The following is a 23,801-nucleotide window of genomic DNA, read 5'->3' as shown; positions in this document are numbered from 1 at the left end:
TGAGGCCGGGTTTCGACAAAACAGAGGGAAACAGACATGAACAGCAGACGTAGTTTTCTCAGGAATGCCGGTCTTGCGACTGCAGCCGGCGCTTCGGCGCTTGCCGCGCCCGCCGTCGTGCGCGCCCAGTCCAAGATCACCTGGCGGCTCCAGACCTATGCCGGCCCGGCGCTGGCCGAACACGTGGTGAAGGACTGCATCGACAACTTCAACAAGGCGGCAAATGGCGAGATGGAGATCCAGCTCTTCACCGCCGACCAGCTGGTGCCGACCGGCGAATTGTTCCGTGCCATGCAGTCCGGAACCATCGATGCCGTTCAGTCTGACGACGATTCGATGAACTCGCCGCTCGATATCAAGGTGTTCGGCGGCTATTTCCCCTTCGCCTCGAAATTCAGCCTCGACGTGCCGACGCTGTTCTATGAGTATGGCCTCGCCGATATCTGGGAGAAGGCCTATTCGGAGGTCGGCGTGCAATGGATTTCCGCCGGCGCCTGGGACCCGTGCAATTTCGCAACCGTCAATCCGGTCAAGAGCCTGTCCGATCTCGAGGGCCTGCGCATCTTCACCTTCCCGACGGCCGGCAAGTTCCTGTCGCAGTTCGGCGTCGTGCCGGTCACGCTGCCGTGGGAAGACGTGCAGGTCGCCATGCAGACCGGCGAACTCGACGGGCTTGCATGGTCGGGCATCACCGAGGATTACACCGTCGGCTGGGCGGATGTGACCAACTACTTCCTGACCAACAATATTTCGGGCGGCTGGTGCGGCTCGTTCTTCGTCAATTCCGACAAATGGGCGGAAGTGCCGGAGCATCTGCAGGTGCTGTTCCGCATGTGCACGGACAGTTCGCACCTCCACCGTCTGCACTGGTATTGGGGCGGCGAGGCGCGGCTGCGCGCTCATGGCGAGAAGCTGGAACTGACGACCATCCCGGATGCCGAATGGAAAACGGTCGAGGATGCCGCCGATGCCTTCTGGGACGAAATAGCCGCCGAGACCGACCGCACGGCGGAAGTCGTCAAGATCCTGAAGCAGTATCAGGCCGACATGAACGCTGCCGGCCCGCCCTACCGCGCCGGCTGATCGAGAGGGCTGCCGGGGCGGGGCTTTGTTCATGGCCTCGTCCCTTTCAAGTGTCATTCTCGGGCTTGACCCGAGAATCCAGGCCACACGGAGAGAGCTGCCTGGACCCTCGGGTCAAACCCGAGGGTGACGCGGAACAACAGGCGGGGGCGCGAACAACGCACCGGCCCGCCCCAGGCCGCCACACCATTGACACCGATCGTCCGGAGTGCTCCTGCTCCGGACGATTGCATGAACAAGGATGAGCCCTATGAGTGCCGAATACACATTCAACCAGTTGAAGAAGGACGTGGCGGACGGCAGCATCGACACGGTGCTCGCCTGCCAGATTGACATGCAGGGCCGCCTGATGGGCAAGCGCTTTACCGGGGAATACTTCATCGACAGCGCCCACAAGGAAACGCATGCCTGCAACTATGTCCAGGCAACCGACATGGAAATGAATACGGTTGAGGGCTATGCCTCGACGAGCTGGGCGTCGGGCTATGGCGACTACACCATGACGCCCGATCTTTCGACGCTGCGCCGGGTGCCGTGGCTGGAAGGCACGGCGCTGGTGCTTTGCGATGTCTCCGACCACGCCACCCATGCCGATGTCGCCCATTCGCCGCGCGCGATCCTCAAGAAGCAGGTCGCCCGGCTGGAAGATCGCGGCTGGCGCGCCTTCATGGCGACGGAGCTGGAATTCTTCCTGTTCAACCAGACATTCGAAAGCGCCCAGCAATCAGGCTATCGCGGGCTGACCCGTTCCAGCGCCTATAACGAGGACTACCACATTCTCCAGACCACCAAGGAGGAGGATGTGATGCGGGCGATCCGCAACGGTCTGCAGGGCGCCGGCATCCCGGTCGAAAACACCAAGGGCGAGGCCGATGCCGGGCAAGCGGAACTGAATGTGCGCTATGCCGACGCGCTGACCATGGCCGACCGCCATGTGATCGCCAAGAATGCCTGCAAGGAGATCGCCTGGCAGAAGGGCAAGGCCGTCACCTTCATGGCCAAATGGAATTACGATGCCGCCGGCAACTCCTCCCATGTCCACCAATCGCTCTGGAGCAAGGACGGCAAGACGCCGCTGTTCTACGACGCCGACGGTCGGTTTGGCATGACGAAACTGATGGAGCACTATGTGGCGGGCCTGCTGGCGCATTCGGCCGAGATCACCTATTTCCTGGCGCCCTACATCAATTCCTACAAGCGCTTCATGGCCGGCACCTTCGCGCCGACAAAGGCGATCTGGTCGAAGGACAATCGCACCGCCGGTTTCCGGCTTTGCGGCGATCATTCCAAAGGCATCCGCATCGAATGCCGCGTCGGCGGGGCGGACCTCAACCCCTATCTCGCATTCTCGGCGCTGCTCGCTGCGGGGCTCGACGGCATCGAGAAGGAAATGACGCTGGAAGAACCTTATGTCGGCGACGCCTATGGCGGTTCGTCCGATGTCCGCGAGATTCCCAAGACGCTGCGCGCCGCTCGCGAGGCCATGAACAACTCCGAAATGCTGCGCACGGCCTTCGGTGACGAGGTGATCGACCATTACTGCCGCGCAGCGGAATGGGAACAGGAGGAGTATGATCGCCGGGTAACGGACTGGGAGGTGGCAAGAGGCTTTGAACGCGCCTGATTGCGATAAACGCAACGCGATGTTATTTTCGCAATGACGCAAGGAGGCTTCGATGATCGACAGCGATTGGTTTTATCAGCAACTCGAAAGGCAGGGCCGTACGATCGGGGATCTTGGCGAGGCGCTGGGCATCGACAAGGCAGCGGTCTCGCGCATGTTGCGGGGGCTGCGGAAGATGAGCGCTGAAGAGCAGGACGGCATCGCTGCGTTTTTCGGCCGGCCGCTGGCGGAAGTAGCGGCGCATCGCCGCGGCGTTGCCGGCTTTGCCGAGGAAAAACCCGCGCCGTACAAGGCCGGTCCCGGCAAGGGCAAGACGCCGCGCGATGGCGACGACGAAAAGCCGCGCCGCCTGCACCCCATGTTCGGCTGCATGAAGGGAACGCTCACGATTGCCGAGGGTGTCGATCTCACGGAACCTGCCGATCCCGAATGGGGCCGCGTGTATGAAGACTGAGGGATTCCTGCTCGATACCTGCGCAATGATCTGGATTGCGGAAGGCAAGCGGCTTTCCGGCGAGATTCAGGACCTGCTCGAGGCCGGGAGCGAGGACTTCTACGTCTCCGCAATGTCGGCCTGGGAACTGGGCCTGCTGATCAGCAAGGGCCGGATACCTGCGACGGTGACCGCAGGGCAGTGGTTCGAGCAGTTTCTTGAGCTCAGCGGTGCGGCGCTCTTGCACCCGACGGTCGGCATACTGATCGCGGCCTCATTCCTTCCGCAACCGGTTCATAATGATCCGGCCGACCGCATTCTGATTGCCACGGCCCGCGCCGACGGGCTGACGCTGATAACGCGCGACCGCGCCATCCTCGCCTACGGGGCGGCCGGTCACGTCAAGACACTTGCATGCTAGAAAGGGCGAAAGCCATGACAATGATCCAATGTATCTCTCCGATCGACGGATCGGTCTATGCCGAGCGTGAGGCGGTCTCGGCTGCAGCGGCGAAGAGCGCCGTGGCACGCGCCCGCGTGGCGCAGAAGGAATGGGCGGCGCGGCCGCTTGCCGAGCGGATCGCGCTGGTTGAGGCCGGGGTGAAGGCGCTCAACGCCATGAGCGACGAGGTGGTGACGGAGCTTGCCTGGATGATGGGCCGGCCGGTGCGTTATGGCGGCGAGTTCGGCGGGGTCAACGAGCGCGCGGACCATATGGCGAAGATCGCGGAAGAGGCGCTGGCTCCGATCGAAGTGGAGGACAGCGGCAGCTTCCACCGCTATATCGCCCGCGAGCCCCATGGCGTCGTTCTCGTCATAGCGCCGTGGAACTACCCCTATCTGACATCGATAAACACAATCGTACCGGGGTTGATCGCCGGCAATGCGGTGATCATCAAGCACGCAAGCCAGACGCTGCTGGTCGGCGAGCGGATCGTGAAGGCGTTCGTCTCGGCCGGCATTCCGGAAGACCTGTTCCAGAACATCTTCCTGGATCACGCGACCACCAGCGAGTTGATTGCCGCAAAAACCTTTGATTTCATAAACTTCACAGGCTCGGTTGAAGGCGGACGCGAAATGGAACGTGCCGCCGCTGGCACCTTCACGCCGCTCGGTCTGGAGCTTGGCGGCAAGGATCCGGGCTATGTGATGGACGACGCCGATCTCGATGCCGCCGTTGCGACGCTGATGGACGCGGCGATGTTCAATGCCGGCCAGTGCTGCTGCGGCATCGAGCGCATTTATGTGATTGACAGCCTCTATGATGCCTTCGTCGAAAAGGCCGTGGCCTTCGCGTCGGCCTACAAGCTCGGTAATCCGCTCGACCAGGAAACCACGCTCGGTCCGATGGCGCACAAGCGCTTTGCTGCGGTGGTGCGCAAGCAGATCGAAGAGGCCGTTGCCGCCGGCGCCAAGGCGCTGGTCGATCCGAGCCTGTTTCCGGAAGATGACGGCGGCGCCTATCTCGCCCCGCAGGTGCTGGTCGACGTCGATCACTCGATGAGCGTGATGCGCGAGGAAAGCTTCGGCCCGGTCGTCGGCATCATGAAGGTGTCTTCGGATGAGGAGGCGCTGCAATTGATGAACGACAGCCAGTACGGGCTGACCGCATCGCTGTGGACTGAGGATGCCGATCGCGCTGCGGCGCTGGGCGCACGGATCGAAACCGGCACGATCTTCATGAACCGCGCCGATTACCTCGATCCCGGCCTGTGCTGGACCGGCTGCAAGAATACCGGGCGGGGCGGATCGCTCTCCGTGATCGGCTTCCACAATCTCACCCGGCCGAAATCCTATCACCTGAAGAAAGTCACGAAATGAGCCCGAGAGCCAATTGGAGCTATCCGACCGCCGTAAGATTCGGCGCCGGACGGATCGTCGAACTCGCCGATGCTTGCAACAGCCTCGGCATCAAGCGCCCGCTGCTGGTCACCGACAAGGGCCTGGCCAACCTGCCGATCACGAAGAACGCGATGGCGATCCTCGCCGATGGCGGGCTTGAGGCCGGTCTCTTCGCCGATGTCGATCCCAACCCGAACGAGAAGAACCTTGCCGCCGGGGTGAAGGCCTATGTCGATGGCGGTCATGACGGCGTGATCGCGTTCGGCGGCGGCTCCGGCCTCGATCTCGGCAAGCTGGTGGCGATGATGCCGGGCCAGACCCGGCCGGTCTGGGATTTCGAGGATATCGGCGACTGGTGGACGCGGGCGGATGCCAGCAAGATCGCGCCGATCATCGCGGTGCCGACCACTGCTGGCACGGGTTCGGAAGTCGGCCGGGCAGGGGTACTCACCAATTCCGAAACCCATGTGAAGAAGATCATCTTCCACCCGAAGCTGCTGCCGGGCATCGTCATCTGCGATCCTGAGCTGACGGTCGGCATGCCGAAGGTGATCACCGCTGGCACCGGGCTCGATGCGCTGGCGCATTGCCTGGAGGCCTATTGCTCGCCGCACTACCATCCGATGTCGCAGGGCATCGCGCTGGAGGGCATGCGGCTCGTCAAGGACAACCTGCCGCGCGTCTATGCGGACGGGTCGGATATCGAGGCGCGGGCCGAAATGATGAGCGCCGCCGCCATGGGCGCTGTCGCCTTCCAGAAGGGCCTCGGCGCGATCCACGCGATCTCGCATCCGATCGGCGCGGTCTACAACACCCACCACGGTATGACCAACGCCGTGGTCATGCCGCCGGTGCTGCACTTCAATCGCGAGAAGATCGAAGACAGGTTGAAGCTGGCTGCTGATTATCTCCAGATTTCAGGCGGTTATGAGGGCTTTTATAACTTCATTCTGGAGTTCAGGGCGGCCCTTGATGTGCCGGACACGCTGTCGGCCATGGGCATCAAGCCGGACCGGATCGACGAACTCGCCGCAATGGCCATGGAAGACCCGAGCACCGGCGGCAACCCGGTGGAGATGACGCTGGAGAACACCAGGGCGCTGCTCGCCGATTGCTTCTGATCGGCGAGCGAGGCGGCCGTGTCAGGCCGCCGCCTTCAGTATGTCGTCCTTCGCGTCGTCAAGCGCTGAGCGTACAAGCCCTGTCAGCAGGCGGGGGAGGTACTCCCGCTTGCCGGCCAGATCCGCCAGCGCCTCGCTATCGAGCCCCAGATCGGCGGCAGCCTCCGCCGCCTTGCGGTCGACGAAGGGGAAGTGTTCCTCCCAGGTGACCTGGACCTCGCGGAAGAATATGTCCGCGCCGACCTTGCCGATGCCCTTGAATTGCTGGAGCAACTCTCTTTCCCGCTCCGGGTCGTTCTCCGCCTCCTTGCGGAGATTGCGCAGATCGCCCGCGTAGCGATCATTGATGATCTCCGTCGTGTCGGCGATGTAGCGGGCGGTGCTCTCGTCATAGCGGGCATAGCCGTTCTCGTTCAGAACCTTGACGCGTTGCTCCCAGGTCGTCGCCGCCATCTTGTCCGGCGTCGTCCAGCCGGCGTCGAAAAGTGCGGCGGCTGCCTGCTGCGCCTGGTTGGCGTTGATGCGCGCGCTCATCAGCAATGAGCACAGCAGCCATTGATAGAGTGGAGCCGGCGTGTTTTTGCCGACATTGATGTGGAGCGCTTCCGCGTAGCTTTCTGGATAGCGCTCGAGGATTGCCTTGGCGATCGCCTTCTGTTGTGCCTTGCCGGTCATGTCTTCCTCCGATCGTGAGCCGTTGAGCTTCTATTGCGGTAATGCGACGATCCGCCCAAGGTTCCCGCCGTTGCCTCGAACGGGGTAAAAGGTTTAAGGAGGGGCGAGCAGGATGGCGCAAGCGGCGGGCCGGTTTTCTCGGGCCGGCGGGAATTATGACAGAATGTCGGCGCCCATCCGGTCGGAGGTTGATACGTGTCGCTGTTTTCCGCGTTTGCCGTTTATTTCGTGATCTGGTGGATCACACTGTTCGCCGTGCTGCCGTTCGGCCTCAAGACCCAGGACGAGGCGGGCGACGTCGTGCCCGGCACCACCGAGAGCGCCCCCCACAAATTCCGCCCCTGGCGCGTGGTGCTTTGGACCTCGGTGGTTTCGGCCGTGGTGTTCGCGCTGTGGTGGCTGGTGGTGATGGAAATCGGCTTCACGCTCGGCGATCTATCCCGTCTGATCGGGCCGGCGTAACGGATCGGCCTGTGAGAGCGAACCCAATTTTTGGGAAAGATGGCAGACCAGCCTGGCGCCACACTCTTCGCTGTCGCAGATTTTCCGCCGCTAAAGTAAAATAGACCTAGAAGCTGCCGCCGAAACTGTCGGAGCCGATGGCGATGTCGCCGAGTGTGCGCAGCGTCAGGCGCGCGCCGATCGTCCAGTCGACGCCCTTGGCATCGTTGGTATCCCAGCTTTCCTGGTAGGTGATCGAGAACAGGGTGCAGATGTCCTCATAGGTCAACCCTACCCAGCGGCGCGTCAGGACATTGTTGCTGAGGTCGTAGGTCAACGAACCCGAGACGCCCCAATTGTCGTTGAACCGGAAGGTGCTGGTGGATTTAATCTCGCTATTGCGCTCGTCATAGGCGTAGCCGGGCTGGGCCGTGACATTGGTGTAGTCGAGCGCGGTGTCGAAGCGGGCCGAGGTGTAGGTGATGCCGGCATCGGTACGCCGCAGCGAGAAATCGGTCTCGTCAAAACGGGCCGATGCGTTGAGGCCGACGCCGAAGGGGAACGAAATCTGGGCGGCGCCGACATAATCGGAGCGTTCGGTTTCAAGCCCGGATTCCAGACCGACGCCGACGAGATCGGGGGAGGCGAACGAGTTCGCGCCGGCAAGCTGGAAGGACTGGCCGAACAGGCCGTCGATCATGATGCCGTTGTCGTAGACGCCGCGATAGCGCAGCCCGATATTGGCGCGGGTGCCGCCTTCGACGCGGTCGTAGCCGGAGAACTTGTCGCGATCGAACAGCGTGGTGGCATCGAACACGAAGCTCTGGCTGTCCTCGTTCGGCAAGCCACCGGCATATCGCTCGTCCGGGCGGACGAAGATCTGGCCGATCGGCTCGACGATATGCGAGCTGAAGCCGTTGGTGATCAGCATCGGATATTTGACTTCGAGGCCGGCCGTCAGCATCGCGCGGGCGGCGGCATCCTGATCGACGAAATTGCCGGCGTAGCTGTAGACGCCCGGATCGATCTGGTTCGGATTGTCGACGTTGAGAAGATAGCCGTCGGCACGAGCGGCCAGGATCGGCGTAAGCTGCAGGCCTTGCGGAGAGGTGAAGGTCTTCTTCCACTCGACTTCGCTGGTCAGCCGCGTGCTGTTGCCCTGCAGGCCCAAAAACCTGTCATTGACCGCAGTGGGGACCACATCGTTCTTCTGCCGGACGATGTTGGTGAGATTATTGGTGACCGAAAGCTCGCCGCCGGCGAACGGGCGCGGGGCGATATAATCGTAATCGATGACCGGCAGAACGATCGCCTGCTCATCCTCGCTGGCGTTCTGGCTGTTGGCGTCCTGAACGTCGAAATAATTGCCCTTGATGGAGAGCGAACTGCGCTTGCCGAGACCTTCCAGATAGACCTGGTTATTGAAGATCCGGTCGTCATGACCGTCGATCGAATAGGTCCGCGCGAAATTGGTGTCGCTCTGGACCATGACATCCCAGCCGAAAACCCAGCGCGGGTTGATCTGGAATTCGCCGGTGGAGGCGATCATGCCGCGCAGGTCATTGTCGGCATCGCTGGTGCCGGCGGGGAAGCGGCTGCTGCCCAACTGGTCGATGCCGGCCATGCGCAGCGTGTGCTGGCCGTTGCGGTAGCGTTTGCGATATTCCGCCTCCAGCAGAAAGCCCTGCTGGGTGTAGCCTGTCCCGGTGAAGGTGACATCCGCGCTCGGGCCGAGCGGAATGTAATAGGGGACAGAAATGCCGAAGCCGAGATTTTCCTCGACAGAGGCAGAAGGAAACAGAAAGCCGCGCTTGCGCTTCACACTGGCGTCGGGAACCGTCACGGTCGGCAGGATCGCGATGGTGTGGCCCAGAAGCTGGAATCGCGGATGCTCCAGCCGCACGGTCTTCTCGACGCCGTTCTGGATAACGCGCTGGGCCCTGATCTGCCAGAAGGGCGGCTTTTCCGGATTTTCCGCACAGGGAATGCAGGCGGTGTAGACGCCGTTTTCCAGCACCATGACATCATTGTCGATTCGCTCGGCGCGTTCGCCGGCGATCGCGATATCTTCCGGGGTGCGCACGCTGATGGCTTCGAGAAAGCCGTTGGCGAAGTCGTCGGTGACGTCGAGCTTCTCTGCGCGCAACCGATTGCCGTCGGCATCGATAACCTCGATGCCGCCGTAGGCCATCAGCTTGCCGGCCTTCTGGTCGTATTCGACCTTGTTGGCGACCATGCGGTAGCCGGCATAGTAAATCTGCACGCCGCCAAGCGCGTAGACCTGCTGGGTGTCGTGGTTATAGACCAGTTCGTTGGCGCTAAGCAGCATCGGGCCCTGGTCGTCGGCGGGCGGCTCGGGAAGCATGCTTTCCTGCGCCGCTGCCATGGAATGCAGCCCCGCTCCGGGTGGGGTCAATGCGGTGGCAAGAACCAGGAGCCCGGCAAGGCGATATGCGCTTAGTTTACGCCGGGCCACTAACCATCCTCCTGATGCAGCAATATCGTCAAACCCAATGCCATCGCCACGACAACCGGAATCCAGGCTGCCAGAAGCGGGGACAGGATTCCGCTGCTGCCGAACGCCTTTACAAGAACACTCGTCACATAAAGCAGAAACCCGGACAGGATGCCACCCAAAATAACGGTGGGCGACTGCGCGAAGCGCGAAAACTTGAGGCAGACCGTCGCGGCGATCAAAGTCATGGCGACCAGCAATAATGGAAGGGAAAGCAGATAGTTATACTGGGTTTCCAAGGCGCTGGTCGAAGTTCCGAACTGGCGCGCCAGGGTAATCTGTCGCGGCAAGGCGAAGAAGCTTACGAGATCGGGCTGGACGAGGTGCTGCTGAACGAAATCCTCCTCCAGATTGGTCTTCACCTGCACCTCGTCCATATGTGTGGATAATTCGCCCGCCTCGGTCTGGGTCACGTCATGCAGCGTCCACAAACCGTCGCTCAGCACCGCGCGCGTCGCATCCTGGCGCTTGGCGATTCCCCCTTGATCGTCGAAATAGATGACCACGGCGTCAATAAGCTCGGTTCCGCCCTCGGCGATCCCGCGGCCGCCGATGATCGTGTCCTGCCCGTCGGTGATCTGCCGAAGCCACGGCACGACCTGATCCTGCTTGCCGCCGACGGCCTCAAGCCCGAGGGCGCGTTTCTGGCTCCAGGAGGCGAGCGGGTTGAGCGCCAGCACGCTTGCCGCGCCGAGAAGGGCCGCGCCGACCACGAACGGCATGATGAACTGCCACACCGAGATTCCGGCGGCGCGGGCGACCACGAGTTCGTGGCGGCGGTTGAGCGCGATCAGCGCCACCATCGCCGAAAACAGCGCGATGAAGGGAATGGTCTGCTGCAGGATATAGGGCAGGCGCAGCGCGGTGATCAGCAGGGCATCGCCAAGATTCTGCCCGGCCTCCTCGGAAATATTGCCGACCACCTCGCTGAAATCGATCAGGTAGATGATCGAGACCACGCCGAACAGGAACCATAAGACGGTGATGACGTAGCGGACGAAGAAGTAGCGACCGAGAACGGAGAAGATCATGCCGCACCTCCGCCATCAGCCTTGCGCGGCAGACGGAACAGCGCGGCCATCAGCCGGCCGAGCGGCCCGGTCTTGCGCCGCGCCCGGCGCGGCCGCAGCAGAAGATAGAGCCCGACGGCCAGCGACACGAAGATGATCGCATAGCAGACATAGACGAAGAACGGGTCGTTTTCCGCCTGATTGGAGCTGAAGTGGGAGAGCAGCCTGAGCAGCAGCGTCAGTCCGAACGCGCTTGCCATCGGCGGCACCCGCCGCTCGCGGTGGGAGCGGGCATCGCCGACGATCACGATGGTGAATACGGCATAGATGAAGGGCAGCGTCCAGTCGGTCAGTCGCCGGGTTAGCTCGGCGCGATAGGAGCCGGGATTGCCTAGGTAATCGGGGTCGTCCTGCGGCGGATTGAGCAGGTAGGCGAGGCCCCGGTCGGTCGCGCGCCTGCGGGTCTGGCTCTTGTCGCTGGTGAGTTCGGAAAGGTCGAAACTGTAGGAATCGAACTGAACGATGGAGACGTCGCCGTCCTGGTTTTCCCGCTGCACCTGGCCGTCGCGCATGATGAGCTGGCTGCCGCTTTCATCAACCGCGCCTTCCTTGGCGTAATAGATGTAGGAGTTTTCCGGCTCGCGGTAATCGGCGACGAAAAGCCCCTTCAGCACCCGGCCGGACATGCGCTCGGAAATCTGGATGTAAAGCCCGTCCTCGATCTCGCGGAAGGTCTTTTCCTCAATGACGGAGGACAGAAGGTCGGCATAGACGGAGGCGATCACGCTGCGGGCCTCAGCGCGTGAGCGCGGCTCGATATAATTGTCGAGCACGAAGGAGAACGCGCAGAGCACGACGGCGAACGCCAGAATCGGCCGGTAGATGATCGAGCGCCCGGCGCCGGCGCCGTCGATCACCGCAAGCTCCGAATCATTGTTCATCGACGTCAGCGTCTGCGCCGTGCCGAGCACGATGCCGAAGGGCAGGACGGTCGGAATCACGGTCGGGAGAATCAGCGTCGCCAGCGTCAGGAACGAGACGATCGACTGGCCGCTGTCGGTCACCAGATTGATGCGTCCGAGCACCTGCGTCAGCCACAGCACCGCCAGCACCGGCAACAATGTCGCCAGGAACATGCGCACAACCCGCGCCAATATGTAGCGTTCCAGTATCTTCATGCCGTTAGGTGTCGTGCGTTACGGAACGGACCGGCGTCAGGTCGTTTCGCGAAGCGGGCTGACCTTCTCCTTCCTGGTGAAAATGTAAAGACTTCCGGTGAAAATCACCACCGATGCAAGCCATCCGAGTATGATATCCGAAAGATAATGACCGCCATAGGCCAGCCGCATCGCCGGCGAGGCGAGAGAAAGCGCGATCAGCGGCGGCATCAGCAGGATCCGGAAGCGCTCCGGGACGAGGAAGATTGCATAGCAGAACAGCCAGCCGGCGCCGGCCGCCTCGCCGGAAACGAAGGAGCAGTTCGACTGGCATGCGCCGGAAAAATCGCCGGCCGGCACGAAGGTCAGATCGCCGCCGAAAAGGTCGGTGTTGCGCGGCCTCGGCCGGTGGGAAATTTCCTTCAGCACGCTGTTGACCAGAAGACCAGGACCGACGATCAGGGCGACGAGCCCGGCCAGCAGCCTGCGGGCGAGCGCCTTGTCATAGGTCGCGCCGTGATGGGACCAGACGATGATCAGGCGGTAGATCAGGGTAAGGCCGAGAATGATCGGCAGGTAGAAGATCGCTTCGCGCAGCAGGCCGAGCATCACGTCGCCGGAAATCGGAAAGCTGCCGCATATTTTGCCGTCCGGCGCGCTGGTGCTGCAGGTCGTCTGATGAAAGAACGCCCGGGAGGCCGCGAGGTCGATGCCGGGAAAGAGGTAGAAAACGAGAAGCAGCAAACACCACAGCGCCAAAAGCAGAATGAATGCGGCCTTGAGCGGTCGCATCGTGCCAAAGCGCCCCGGCAGTTTCTCAAGCCAATGGTTGTGTTGCTGCAATGCGGCGTTTCCGGTTTCGTTGGCGGCGCGGCGCACACACCGTTTCCATTTTCGTCGTTTTAAGTGTTATGAGAACCGGGTCAACCATTCTTGGCCGGTTGCGTTAACAAGGGGTGGATTTCTTTTTCACCCTATCCTGTCAATTCCGTGACACCAGAACCCGGAGCATGAAATGAAGTTCTCGATCTCCTTTGTCGACAAGGCCGAAAGCGCCGGAAACACCGCGATTGTCCTGGCGAGCGCCGGTCACGTTCCCGCGGGACTTCAGGCGGTCGGCATGGGCGAGACGCTTTACGAGAAGGCCTCGGCCACCGCTGGCTTCAAGGCGAAACTGTGTTCGACGCTCGATCTGCTGGCGCCGGCCGAAAGCGACGCGGCGCGGATCGTGCTGATCGGGCTTGGCGAGCGCGACTCGCTTTCGGCCAATGCGTGGCTCAGAGCCGGCGGCAAGGCTGCCGCTGCTGCCGGCAAGGCCAGGAAACTCGTGGTCTATCCGGACAGCGCCGCAACCGCGTCCGAGCTTGCGGACTTCGCGCTCGGCATGATTCTCGGTGGCTATTCCTTCGACCGGTTCAAGACGACGGGCAAGGACGATGAGGCGGATGAGAGCGGACGCGAGATCCCGGTCGAGATCGTCACCGGCGATGTCACCGCCGCCAATTCTGCTTTCGCGGATCGACAGGCTGTGGGCGAGGGCGTGGTGCTGGCGCGCGAACTGGTGAACCTGCCCGCCAACATCCTCGGCCCGCGCGAATTCGCCGACAAGGCCGAGGCGCTTACGGCGCTTGGCGCGAAGGTCGAGATTCTCGATCGTGACAAGATGGAAGAGCTCGGCATGGGCGCTCTGCTCGGTGTCGCGCAAGGCTCCGTACGCCCGCCCTATCTCGCCGTCATCCACTGGAACGGCGGCGGCAATGACGAGCGCCCGATCGCCTTTGTCGGCAAGGGCGTGGTGTTCGACACCGGCGGCATCTCGATCAAGCCCGCGGCCTCGATGGAGGACATGAAGGGCGACATGGGCGGCGCTGCAGCCGTGATCGGCCTTATGCACACGCTTGCCGCCCGCAAGGCGAAGGTCAATGTCGTCGGCATTCTCGGCCTCGTCGAGAACATGCCGGACGGCAATGCCCAGCGGCCGGGCGACATCGTGACCTCGATGTCCGGCCAGACGATCGAGGTGATCAACACCGACGCCGAGGGCCGGCTGGTTCTCGCCGATGCGCTCTGGTACTGCAAGGAACGCTTCAAGCCGCGCTTCATGATCGATCTCGCGACGCTGACCGGGGCCGTCATGATCGCGCTAGGCTCGCACCGCGCCGGCCTGTTTTCCAATGATGACGGCCTTTCGCAGGAGCTTGTCGATGCGGCCGAGCGCACCCAGGAAAACCTGTGGCGGCTGCCGCTCGGCGACGAGTACGACAAGATGATCGATAGCCGGTTCGCCGATATGCGCAATACCGGCGGCTCGCGCTATGCCGGGTCGATCACCGCCGCGCAGTTCCTGAAGCGGTTCGTCGGCGAAACGCCCTGGGCGCATCTCGATATCGCGGGCACCGCCATGGGCGCGCCCAAGAGCGAGATCAATGGCGGCTGGGCGTCCGGTTTCGGCGTCAGGCTTCTCGATGAACTGGTGCGCGCCCATTACGAGGCGCGTGACTGAGGGCAGGGGCGTTCATGGCGGAGATCCTGTTCTATCATCTGACGGAATCGCTGCGCGATGCGGCCTTGCCGCCGCTTGTCGAAAAAAGCCTGGAGCGCGGCTGGCGGGTCGCGATCCAGGCGACCAGCGAGGCGGAGCGCGATCGGCTGGACGAGGTGCTGTGGACCTTCCGCGCCGACAGCTTCATCCCGCACGGAAAGGATGACGAGCCGGACGCGGAACGCCAGCCCGTGCTGCTGACGACAGCGGACACCAATCCCGGCAAGGCCGATATCCGCTTCTTCGTGGAAGGCGCGCCGGTCTCGGGCGTCGAGGAATATCAGCGCGTCGTGGTGATGTTTGATGGCCACGATGTCGATGAGCTGACCGCGGCGCGGGCGGAATGGAAGCGGCTGAAGCAGAGCGAGCACAGCCTCACCTATTGGCAGCAGGGCGAGGGCGGGCGCTGGCAGAAGAAGGCGTGAGGGCCCATAGCGCCCGGCTTCAGTTCGTCTCCAGCGCTTCGGGCTTGGCGATCAGGCTCTCGTCCTCGTTTTCCTTCAGGAATTCAGCGAAATAGCGCTTCAGCTTCGGAATCTTGATGAGCTCGTCGAATGAATATTTGTGGGCGTCGCGGACAAGCGTTGACGGGTTGAAATAGGCCTCGGCGTTTTCCGGCGTCAGCACGAAGGGCGGCTTGCCCTCGCGGCCGAGAATATAGCTCATGATCAGCGCGCCGGTGCGGTGGTTGCCTTCGATATAGAGCTGCGGACGGCTGAGCACGCGGACATAGACGCCGGCCGCGCGTTTGCGCACCGGCTTGCCCTTATGGCGCTCGTACCAGTCCACGAGGCCGCCGATATCGCCCAGTTCACGATCGTAGAAATGGGCCTCCGTGCGCTCGATATGATTGCGGAACTCCGCGCGCGCTTCCCTTGAGGAGCCGCACAGGACCCGGTGGTTGAGTTCCAGGAGATGGTGAAACTGCCCGATCCTGAGGATGTCCGTGTTGTCGCGCAGCAACTGGTCGACATAGCTATAGCCCTCCATCATGTGCTCGACGATGCTGTCGGACATGCCGTCGCGCTGCATCGTCAGGCGCGCATTGATAAGGGCGAACTGCCGCTGGGTTTCGCGCAGCCTTTCTTCGATCTTCTCAAGGTCGAGTACGTGTTTGAACATCTTGGTTTCCGCTCAACCCTGAATTGGGTTCGAGTTTGACAGCGTAGCGAAGCGAGCGCTGAAGGCAACGGCTTCGTCCCGGATATCAAAAGGGCGGCATCCCGAAAGAGCCGCCCGAAATGCGTCGATTGCGAACGTGCCGTCGATCAGCTGAACTCGCCGGAGAGATATTCCTTGGTGAGCTGCTGCTTCGGGTTTTCGAAGATCTGCTTGGTGGCGCCGACCTCGACCAGGAAGCCGGTGCGGCCGCCCTGCGACATGTCGACCGAGAAGAAGGCGGTCTTGTCGGCAACGCGGATCGCCTGCTGCATGTTGTGGGTCACGATCGCGACGGTGTAGTCGTTCTTCAGCTCCAGCATCAGCTCTTCGATCTGACGCGTGGCGATCGGGTCGAGCGCGGAGCAGGGCTCGTCCATCAGAAGCACGGTCGGCTCGGTGGCGATCGCGCGGGCGATGCACAGGCGCTGCTGCTGGCCGCCGGAAAGCGACAGGCCATTCTGCTTCAGCTTGTCCTTGACCTCGTTCCAGAGCGCCGCGCGGCGCAGCGCCTTTTCGACGCGACCGTTGATATCGCCCTTGAAGCCGTTGAGACGCAGGCCGAAGGCGACGTTTTCGAAAATGCTCATCGAGAACGGGTTCGGCTGCTGGAACACCATGCCGATATGGCGGCGAACGACGACCGGGTCGACATTCCGACCATAAACGTCCTGGCCGAGGAAGTGGACATGACCCTCGAGCCGGAAGGAGGGGATCAGGTCGTTCATGCGGTTCAGCGAGCGCAGCACGGTCGACTTGCCGCAGCCCGACGGACCGATGAAGCCGGTGATCTTGCCTTTCTCGATGTCGACATCGGAATCGCGCACGGCAAGGAAATCGCCGTAGAAGATCTTCTCGATCCGCGCGCCGATTGCAACTTCGGGGCTGACATCGGCGGCTGGGGCGGTGTTCATTTCCAGTGTGGCAGACATATCTTTACGACCTTTTCCTATACGCGGCGCGTGCCGAAGGAGCGGCTGAGAATGTTGAAGACAAGCACGATGAGCACAAGCACAAGCGATGCGGTCCATGCGAGTTCAATCTGGTTTTCATAAGGCATTGCCGAGAAATTGTAGATCAAGATCGACAATGACGCTGTGGGCTCCGTGAAGCTTCCGATCCAATAATTCGAAAACAGCGCTGTAAACAGCAACGGGGCCGATTCTCCGGACGCGCCCGCAACCGCCAGCATGACACCGGTCATAACACCGGGAAGCGCCGTCGGCAAAACAATTCTGGTGGCAACCTGTGTGGCATTACAGCCCATGCCATAGGCTGCGTCCTTCATGCGCTGCGGCACCATCCGGAAGGCCTGTTCCGAGGTCAACAGGATGGTCGGCAGCATCAGGATCGCCAGCGAAAGCCCGCCGGCGACCGCCGAATAGGTCTTCATGACGATGACGAGCCAGGCGTAGACGAACACGCCGGACAGGATCGACGGAAAGCCGGTCAGCACCTTGCCCACGAAGCGGACCGTCGCGGAGAAGCGGCTGTTGGGGTTGATCAGGCCGGTATAGACGCCGCCGAGAACGCCGATCGGGATTGAGATCACCGATGCGATCGCAACCATCACAAGCGTGCCGAGGATCGCATTGCCGATGCCGCCGCCCTGTTCGAAGGGGGCGGGCGGCAGTTCGGTGAGCACGGCCGTGCTGATGCGCGCGCCGCCGCGGCTGATCAGCATGTAAAGCACCGAGATCAGCGGGATCGCCGCAATGCCGGCCAGGATCCAGAGGATGACGGTCTGGATGAAGTTCATCATCGTGCGCCGCTCGGCGAACGAGAAGCTCAGATTGGGATCGCCGAGGGCAATCACCTCGGGATTCATCGTTGTCTGATCGGTCGTCGTGGTCATGTTCGGTTTCCCAATGGCCTTACGTTACAGTCTGGCGCGAGGTGTAGCTCATGATGATCGTGCCGATGATGTTGACGGCCATGGTGATCACCAGCAGGGCCACAGCGGCATACATCAGCGGGCCGATCTGGTTCGCGCCGGCTTCCGGGAAGGTGGAGGCCAGAAGCGAGGCCAGCGTCGTTGCCGGCGAAAACAGCGAGAGCGAAACCTGCTGCGAGTTGCCGATCAGCATGGCGAGCGCCATGGTCTCGCCGAGCGCGCGACCAAACCCGAGAACGAGCGAGGCGAAAATGCCGCCGGACGCGGTCGGGATGATGACCTTGCGGATCGCTTCCCACTTGGTGGTGCCCATGCCATAGGCCGCTTCCTGGATCTTCATCGGGATCGCCTTGAAGGCGTCCTGGGAGATCGCCGCGACGGTCGGCAGGATCATGATCGACAGCACGATCATGGCCGGGAACATGCCGGGGCCGGCAAGCTTGGTGGAAAAGAAGGGAATGAAGGGCACCGTATCGTGCAGCCAGTTGGCGATCGGCCGGATTGCCGGGATCAGCACATAAATGCCCCAGAGGCCGAAAACGACCGAGGGGATGGCGGCCAGCATTTCGACGATCAGCCGGAAAACCCAGGCCAAGCGGGCATTGAGAAAGCCCTGCGTCAGAAAGATCGCGACAGCGATACCAAGGCCGCCGCCGAAGATCAATGCCAGAAACGACGAGTAAAGCGTGCCCCAGATTTCCGCGAGAATGCCGTATTCGTTGGTGTTTGGGTTCCATTCAACGGTCGTCAGGAAGCTCAGGCCGTATTGGCGCATGGCGGGCGCTGCCTGGCCGCCGATCTTCCAGAAAATATAGGCCAGCAGGACGACGATCAGCAGGCCTGCCAGAAATGTCAAAAAGCGGAAGGATTTGTCGTAACCGTACTCGAAAGCGGTCGGCGGGCGCGAAACGCTGCCATCGCTTGGCGGGGCGGATTTCGATGTATGGGCCATCAACGGGCTCCTGCTGGCGGCGATCGGGTGGCCGCGATCTGACAAATAACGAGCGTCACAATTCTTGCGCGGTGCTGCAATCGGACGAAAGCCGGGGCGCAAACACGTTACGCCCCGGCGAAAGCTTGATCAGGCCGAAATCAGCCGCCGATTTCTTCCATCGACTTCTTGTTGATTTCGATGATGTTTTCCGGCAGCGGGATGTAGCCCAGCTTGTCGGCCATGGTCTGGCCGGTGGTCAGGCCGTAGTTGATCATTTCCTTCAGAGCCGCAACGGTGTCGGCGTCCTGGCCGTCCTTGTAGAACAGCATCCAGGTGAAGGTGGCGATCGGGTAGGCCTGTTCGCCCTTCGGGTCGGTGATGAAGGCGACGTTGTTTTCGTCGAGTTCGGCCGAAGCGAGCGCGGCGCTACCAGCTTCCGGACCAGCCTTCACGAAGTTGCCGGCCTGGTTTTCCAGCATGGCATAAGGCGTGTTGGTCTGCTGGGCGTAGCCATACTCGATGTAGCCGATCGCGCCGGGGGTCTGCTTGACCGTGGCGGTGATGCCCTGGTTGCCCGGAGCGGCAACGAAGTTCGAAGCCTTCGGCCACGGAACGGTCTTGCCGCCGCCGACCTTGCTTTCGAAATCGGAAGAGATTGCCGAAAGATGGTTGGTGAAGTTGAAGTTGGTGCCCGAGGAGTCCGAACGAACGACAACGGTGATGTCTTCGTCGGGAAGCTCGACGCCTTCGTTGGCGGCGGCGATCGCTTCGTCGTTCCACTTGGTGATCTCGCCGAGGAAGATCTTCGGATAGACATCGCGCGGCAGCTTCAGCTCGGAAACGCCGTCAAGATTGTAGGCGAGAACAACTTCACCGGCCGTCATCGGCAGCAGAACAACGCCGCCGTCGATCTTGGCGATTTCTTCTTCATTCATGGCAGCGTCGGAGGCTGCGAAGTCGACAACGCGGTTGGTGAAGTCTTCGATACCGCCGCCGGAGCCCTTGGCCTGGTAGTTGACTTCGATACCGGTCTTCTGGCCAAAATCCTTAAACCAGGCCGAATAGAGCGGGAAGGGGAAGGAGGCGCCCGAGCCGGTCAGCGACGTGTCGGCGGCGTGAGCGAAAGTGCCGGAGACGGCCATGGCGACGGCAACGGCAGCAACCTTAGCGCCCTTGGAAAAATTTCCGATTTTCATCAGATAGCCCTTTTGAGGTTTGGTTGAAAACGGGAGTGCTATAACAACGAAAGTCTTGCAAGCATATATTGTTGTAAAAATTTCATAATTGCCGAAATTTACCGGTTCGTTGTTATTTAATATTCAAATAACTGTCATAAAACTGTCATGTAAGGCCGGAAAGTGGCTTGTTCTGTGGTCGTCTTTCAATGTTTACTGCGCTTGGCGCTCTGGCCGACCTCCGACAAATCCGGCAGGAATGGGCTGAATGGTTCGCCGGTCGGCAAGGTCCGCTTCCAGGCGCAGTGGTAAGCAACTGAGCATTACCAAAACAAAACCCCCGGAACCGCGCGGTTCCGGGGGGGCGTTTCGCTCGATGAGAAACTTTCAAGCCGGCTCAGTTGTCGTCCATGCAGCCGAACATGTCGAAGCCGAGAATGCCGTCATCGCATTCCGGTGGCCCGGGTTTGCAAGATAGCGTCGGACAGGCATTGGTGTCCTTGGTCGGGACAACGCGCTGGACCGCATGGCCCTGTTCCGCGAAGCAGATGGTGGGGCTGTCGACATAACGGTCATAGAGGATACGGCCATTGCCGTTCGGCGAGGGATAGCGCAGGATTGCGGCACCCTGCTGGCGCAGGATAGACTGAACCTGATTGCAGGTCATGTTCTGAATGTCGTAACGGTTTATCGGTTCCTGCGCGCCCGCCGCCCCGACTGAGGCCAGAACCATGCCGGCCGCGATGAAAGTTTTCATGTTCTCCAAACCCGCAAGGGCCTCCCTGATTGTCTTGATAACCCGCATCTAGAGGAATTGTTTCATCATGGTACAACTTAAAATGGACGATTCAATTATTATCGATGTCCTGAAATCCGTGCGCCGCATCGCTCTCGTCGGCGCGTCTCCCAAACCCGAGCGGCCCAGCCATCGGGTGATGGGGTTTCTGATGTCGAAGGGCTATGAGGTCGTGCCGGTCAATCCGGGACTGGCGGGCAAGACGATCCATGACCAGCCCGTCTATGGCAGCCTCTCAGATATTCCGGGTGCCATCGACATGGTCGATATCTTCCGCGCCTCGGCTTTCGTCGGCGGCGTCGTGGATGAGGCGCTGATGCTCTCGCCGCTGCCGCGGGTGATCTGGATGCAGCTCGATATCCGTGACGATGCCGCGGCCGAGCGGGCGCGTGCCCGTGGCCTCACCGTGATCATGGACCGGTGCCCGGCGATCGAATATCCGCGCCTGATCGGCGCCTGAGGGTCAGCCCTCCGCGCGCAACATGTACGGATCCGCGCGCATCTCGTTCAGCAAGGCTTCGTTTTCGCAATAATCGCGGAAGTTTTCGGCGGCGGTGTTGCTTGCGAGATCGGCGCGGCAGCGCTCCTTGTCGCGGCAGCCGGCGCAATTGGCTTCCATGCCGTAATAGAGGCGGCGATACTGGAACTCGGCCTCGACCGGGTCGATGTTGAGCGCCTTCATCATCTCGGTCATTTCGGCAGCGTCACGCGGTTCGGCGAAGGCGAACGCGGCCGTGGAGATCGCCGGGAAGATCGTATTTGCGCGATCCCGCCCGTCGACGGCATTATCGGTTCCGGCAAGGCCTTCAATCAAAAAATCCATTGCTGTTCTCCGCGTTGTCGACAGCGATACTGACACCTGTATAAAAGGCAGCATTGATCCCGATCAAAAAGCCGGAGGGGTGCTTTCGGCCGGGGCACAACACAGGGAAGGAAATGATCATGGAAAACCGGGAACCGGGATTTTCGACGCTTTCGATCCACGCGGGCGCGGCGCCCGACAGCGCAACGAATGCGCGGGCGACGCCGATCTACCAGACGACTTCGTTCGTCTTCAATGATTCCGATCACGCCGCAGCGCTCTTCGGCCTTCGGGAATTCGGCAATATCTACACCCGCATCATGAACCCGACCACGGCGGTGCTGGAAGAGCGTGTCGCAGCGCTTGAAGGCGGTTCGGCTGCGCTTGCGGTGGCCTCGGGCCACGCAGCCCAGCTCCTGACCTTCCACATGTTGATGCAGCCCGGCGACAATTTCGTCGCGGCGCGGCGTCTCTATGGCGGTTCTATCAACCAGTTCGGCCATTCCTTCGAGAATTTCGGCTGGCAGGTGCGCTGGGCCGATTCCGGCGATCTCGACAGCTTCGCATCCCAGATCGACGATCGCACCAAGGCGATCTTCATTGAAAGCCTCGCCAATCCGGGCGGCACCTTTGTCGATATCGAGGCGATCGCCAAGGTCGCGCACGACCACGGCCTGCCGCTGATCGTCGACAACACCATGGCGACGCCCTATCTGGTGCGCCCGCTTGCCCATGGCGCCGATATCGTCGTGCATTCGCTGACCAAGTTCCTCGGCGGCCACGGCAATTCCATGGGTGGCATTCTGGTCGATGGCGGCACGTTCGACTGGTCGAAGTCCGGCAAATATCCGATGCTGTCGGAGCCGCGCAGCGAATATGGCGGGCTGGTGATCCACGAAGCCTTCGGCAACCTTGCCTTCGCGCTCGGCGCCCGGGTTTTGAGCCTGCGCGACCTCGGCCCGGCGATCTCGCCGTTTAACGCGTTCATGATCGCGACCGGCATCGAAACCCTGCCGCTGCGCATGCAGCGTCATTGCGACAATGCGCTTGCCGTCGCCAAATGGCTGAAGCAATCGGACAAGGTGTCCTGGGTCAGCTATTGCGGGCTGGAGGACGATCCCAATCACGAACTTCAGCAGCGTTACGCGCCGAAGGGTGCGGGGGCAGTCTTCACCTTTGGCCTCAAGGGCGGTTATGAGGCTGGCAAGACCTTTGTCGGCGGGCTCGAACTGTTCTCGCATCTTGCCAATATCGGGGACACGAAATCACTGGTTATCCACCCTGCATCCACAACCCATGCACAGCTTACGCCGGAGCAGCAGGTTGCTGCGGGCGCGGGTCCGGATGTGGTGCGCCTGTCGATCGGTATTGAGGATGTCAATGATATCATTGCCGATCTCGAGCAGGCTCTGAGCAAGATCTAATTCAACGCTATGACGGGCGACGCTTAGACGTCGCCCGTTGTAGAGCCAGAAGACCCCGGAAGCCGCAGGCTCACATCGCCAATGCGATCTCTTGCTCGGCAGATTTTTCGGAATGAGGCGTCGGGCCGTCGTAGAAGACGATGCGATTGCGTCCGTCGCCCTTGGCCTGATAGAGCGCGCGGTCGGCCTCGGTCAGCATGGATTCGATATTGCCGATCCGGCCGCGCATTAGCGTGACGCCGATGCTGACGGTCATTCTCAGTTCGTGACCATCTTCATGAAACGTGGTGGCTTCCAGGGTCGTTCTGATCCGCTCCGCGATCTGGCCGGCGGTGTTTCGATCGGCGACCCGCGTGAAGATTGCGAATTCCTCTCCACCTGTTCGGCCGAATATATCCCTTTCACGCAGGCATTGGCGCACCACGTGCGTGAAGTTTACCAGGGCCCTGTCGCCAGCATTGTGGCCGTATACGTCGTTGATGCTTTTGAAATCGTCGAGATCGAGAGAGAAAAACGCGAACAGGTCCGTCTTGGCGGAGCGCTGGGACATCTTCTCGATTTCATCGACGACGCCGCGCCTGTTCAAGACGCTGGTGAGCGGATCGCTGAAGGCAAGGCCGCGCAGGTCGCTTTCCAGTTTTTCGACCGTCAGCCAGACCGCGAGGAACCCCTTGAGCGAGAATAGGACAAATCCGGTTATGAGCGCGATCGATGTGGTGGCGCTACCAAGCGACGGCGCTGTCTGCTGCAGGTTGTAGGTGCTGAGCAGCGCAAGGCAGATAAGGGCCTCGACGACGAAGATCGCCATGAGCGACTGGCGAAACGGCCCTTTGAGCGCATGCAGGTTCTTCGCCATGAAATAGAAGCCGTAAATCGCGACCGCGAAGGCCGCGATGTAGAAACTGGCGACATTGGCAACGCTATCAAATCCCGCAAGCCTGCTGACGACAACGGCGGCGAACCAGAGCCCGACGATTACCGAGGTGAAGGCGGCGGGCCGGTCTTCCCCGCAAAGGCTGAGAAGTCCTGCTGTGGAAAGCGCGCGGGCGCCGATAAGACCTGTGAACGCTATCATTCCGATCAGACGCAACTCGTCCCGGCCGGCCACCGTGAGGAGTGCTAGGCCGAGCCCCTGGGCAAGCAGAGCGAAAACCCAGTAAAGCACATATACGCGC

General features: G+C 61.5%; 24 protein-coding genes. 11 read left to right on the top strand and 13 right to left on the bottom strand.

Features of this window, described 5'->3' with window-relative positions; all coding sequences use genetic code 11:
• The first annotated feature begins 36 nt into the window (after positions 1-36).
• The 6 genes from V6765_RS12855 (at position 37) to V6765_RS12830 (ending at position 6,103) form a co-directional block, all read left to right on the top strand.
• A complete protein-coding gene (locus tag V6765_RS12855) occupies positions 37-1,083 on the top strand; it encodes a TRAP transporter substrate-binding protein (protein ID WP_448429355.1) in 1,047 nt (348 codons plus the stop codon).
• Positions 1,084-1,333: 250 nt separating this feature from the next.
• Complete coding sequence (locus V6765_RS12850; RefSeq protein ID WP_448429353.1) at positions 1,334-2,707, top strand: glutamine synthetase family protein; 1,374 nt, start codon at positions 1,334-1,336, stop codon at positions 2,705-2,707.
• 52 nt (positions 2,708-2,759) lie between these two features.
• Positions 2,760-3,161, top strand: a complete 402-nt coding sequence (locus V6765_RS12845) for a helix-turn-helix domain-containing protein (RefSeq protein WP_448429351.1) — start codon at positions 2,760-2,762, stop codon at positions 3,159-3,161.
• A complete protein-coding gene (locus tag V6765_RS12840) occupies positions 3,151-3,561 on the top strand; it encodes a type II toxin-antitoxin system VapC family toxin (protein WP_448429349.1) in 411 nt (136 codons plus the stop codon). The genes V6765_RS12845 and V6765_RS12840 overlap by 11 nt, the downstream gene beginning before the upstream one ends.
• A 14-nt stretch (positions 3,562-3,575) precedes the next feature.
• Positions 3,576-4,961 carry an aldehyde dehydrogenase family protein gene (locus V6765_RS12835; protein WP_448429347.1) on the top strand — a complete coding sequence of 462 codons (1,386 nt, stop codon included), beginning with the start codon at positions 3,576-3,578 and terminating at the stop codon, positions 4,959-4,961.
• Positions 4,958-6,103: an iron-containing alcohol dehydrogenase gene (locus V6765_RS12830; RefSeq protein WP_448429345.1), complete on the top strand. Its 1,146-nt coding sequence runs from the start codon at positions 4,958-4,960 to the stop codon at positions 6,101-6,103. The genes V6765_RS12835 and V6765_RS12830 overlap by 4 nt, the downstream gene beginning before the upstream one ends.
• Before the next feature lie 21 nt (positions 6,104-6,124).
• On the opposite strand, the gene V6765_RS12825 is transcribed toward V6765_RS12830, so the two are convergent.
• Positions 6,125-6,778: a hypothetical protein gene (locus V6765_RS12825; RefSeq protein WP_448429343.1), complete on the bottom strand. Its 654-nt coding sequence runs from the start codon at positions 6,776-6,778 to the stop codon at positions 6,125-6,127.
• A 195-nt stretch (positions 6,779-6,973) separates the two neighbouring features.
• Between V6765_RS12825 and V6765_RS12820 the strand changes: the two genes are divergently transcribed.
• Positions 6,974-7,240, top strand: a complete 267-nt coding sequence (locus V6765_RS12820) for a DUF1467 family protein (protein WP_448429341.1) — start codon at positions 6,974-6,976, stop codon at positions 7,238-7,240.
• A 106-nt stretch (positions 7,241-7,346) separates the two neighbouring features.
• Here the strand turns inward: V6765_RS12820 and V6765_RS12815 are convergent, their stop codons facing one another.
• The 4 genes from V6765_RS12815 to V6765_RS12800 form a co-directional block, all read right to left on the bottom strand.
• Positions 7,347-9,605 carry an LPS-assembly protein LptD gene (locus V6765_RS12815; RefSeq protein ID WP_448429339.1) on the bottom strand — a complete coding sequence of 753 codons (2,259 nt, stop codon included), beginning with the start codon at positions 9,603-9,605 and terminating at the stop codon, positions 7,347-7,349.
• Positions 9,606-9,694: 89 nt separating this feature from the next.
• Positions 9,695-10,765 carry an LPS export ABC transporter permease LptG gene (gene lptG / locus V6765_RS12810; RefSeq protein ID WP_448429337.1) on the bottom strand — a complete coding sequence of 357 codons (1,071 nt, stop codon included), beginning with the start codon at positions 10,763-10,765 and terminating at the stop codon, positions 9,695-9,697.
• Positions 10,762-11,922, bottom strand: a complete 1,161-nt coding sequence (locus V6765_RS12805; RefSeq protein WP_448429335.1) for an LptF/LptG family permease — start codon at positions 11,920-11,922, stop codon at positions 10,762-10,764. The genes lptG and V6765_RS12805 overlap by 4 nt, the downstream gene beginning before the upstream one ends.
• A gap of 36 nt (positions 11,923-11,958) precedes the next feature.
• Complete coding sequence (locus V6765_RS12800) at positions 11,959-12,744, bottom strand: phosphatase PAP2 family protein (RefSeq protein ID WP_448429333.1); 786 nt, start codon at positions 12,742-12,744, stop codon at positions 11,959-11,961.
• A 172-nt stretch (positions 12,745-12,916) separates the two neighbouring features.
• Between V6765_RS12800 and V6765_RS12795 the strand changes: the two genes are divergently transcribed.
• Together V6765_RS12795 and V6765_RS12790 are read left to right on the top strand one after the other, a co-directional pair.
• Entirely contained in the window at positions 12,917-14,404 is a 1,488-nt protein-coding gene (locus V6765_RS12795; RefSeq protein WP_448429331.1) for a leucyl aminopeptidase, read from the top strand.
• Positions 14,405-14,418: 14 nt separating this feature from the next.
• Entirely contained in the window at positions 14,419-14,868 is a 450-nt protein-coding gene (locus tag V6765_RS12790; protein ID WP_448429329.1) for a DNA polymerase III subunit chi, read from the top strand.
• Positions 14,869-14,887: 19 nt separating this feature from the next.
• Here V6765_RS12790 and V6765_RS12785 read toward each other — a convergent pair whose 3' ends face one another.
• The 6 genes from V6765_RS12785 to V6765_RS12760 form a co-directional block, all read right to left on the bottom strand.
• The gene (locus tag V6765_RS12785; protein ID WP_448429327.1) at positions 14,888-15,565 is read right to left on the bottom strand and encodes a hypothetical protein; all 678 of its coding nucleotides are present in this window, start codon (positions 15,563-15,565) and stop codon (positions 14,888-14,890) included.
• A gap of 146 nt (positions 15,566-15,711) precedes the next feature.
• Complete coding sequence (gene pstB, locus V6765_RS12780) at positions 15,712-16,533, bottom strand: phosphate ABC transporter ATP-binding protein PstB (protein ID WP_448429325.1); 822 nt, start codon at positions 16,531-16,533, stop codon at positions 15,712-15,714.
• Positions 16,534-16,550: 17 nt separating this feature from the next.
• Entirely contained in the window at positions 16,551-17,456 is a 906-nt protein-coding gene (gene pstA / locus V6765_RS12775; RefSeq protein WP_448429323.1) for a phosphate ABC transporter permease PstA, read from the bottom strand.
• 19 nt (positions 17,457-17,475) lie between these two features.
• A complete protein-coding gene (gene pstC / locus V6765_RS12770) occupies positions 17,476-18,447 on the bottom strand; it encodes a phosphate ABC transporter permease subunit PstC (protein ID WP_448429321.1) in 972 nt (323 codons plus the stop codon).
• 140 nt (positions 18,448-18,587) lie between these two features.
• Complete coding sequence (gene pstS, locus V6765_RS12765; RefSeq protein ID WP_448429319.1) at positions 18,588-19,625, bottom strand: phosphate ABC transporter substrate-binding protein PstS; 1,038 nt, start codon at positions 19,623-19,625, stop codon at positions 18,588-18,590.
• Positions 19,626-20,001: 376 nt separating this feature from the next.
• On the bottom strand, positions 20,002-20,361 hold the full coding sequence (locus V6765_RS12760; protein WP_448429317.1) for a hypothetical protein: 360 nt from the start codon (positions 20,359-20,361) through the stop codon (positions 20,002-20,004).
• Between the two features lie 67 nt (positions 20,362-20,428).
• On the opposite strand from V6765_RS12760, the gene V6765_RS12755 reads away from it, so the two are divergent.
• Positions 20,429-20,860 (top strand): CoA-binding protein, encoded by a 432-nt coding sequence (locus V6765_RS12755; protein WP_448429315.1) that lies wholly within the window; start codon positions 20,429-20,431, stop codon positions 20,858-20,860.
• A 3-nt stretch (positions 20,861-20,863) separates the two neighbouring features.
• Here V6765_RS12755 and V6765_RS12750 read toward each other — a convergent pair whose 3' ends face one another.
• Complete coding sequence (locus tag V6765_RS12750; RefSeq protein ID WP_448429313.1) at positions 20,864-21,223, bottom strand: DUF6455 family protein; 360 nt, start codon at positions 21,221-21,223, stop codon at positions 20,864-20,866.
• 119 nt (positions 21,224-21,342) lie between these two features.
• Here V6765_RS12750 and V6765_RS12745 point away from each other — a divergent pair, with 119 nt between their 5' ends.
• The gene (locus V6765_RS12745; RefSeq protein WP_448429311.1) at positions 21,343-22,626 is read left to right on the top strand and encodes an O-acetylhomoserine aminocarboxypropyltransferase; all 1,284 of its coding nucleotides are present in this window, start codon (positions 21,343-21,345) and stop codon (positions 22,624-22,626) included.
• Between the two features lie 70 nt (positions 22,627-22,696).
• On the opposite strand, the gene V6765_RS12740 is transcribed toward V6765_RS12745, so the two are convergent.
• Positions 22,697-23,791: a GGDEF domain-containing protein gene (locus V6765_RS12740; protein ID WP_448429309.1), complete on the bottom strand. Its 1,095-nt coding sequence runs from the start codon at positions 23,789-23,791 to the stop codon at positions 22,697-22,699.
• Between the last annotated feature and the right edge of the window lie 10 nt (positions 23,792-23,801).

Source organism: Martelella sp. FOR1707, from assembly GCF_053484265.1.
The sequence above is the reverse complement of the archived record's forward strand: the minus strand, read 5'-3'. Positions and strand labels throughout refer to the sequence as shown.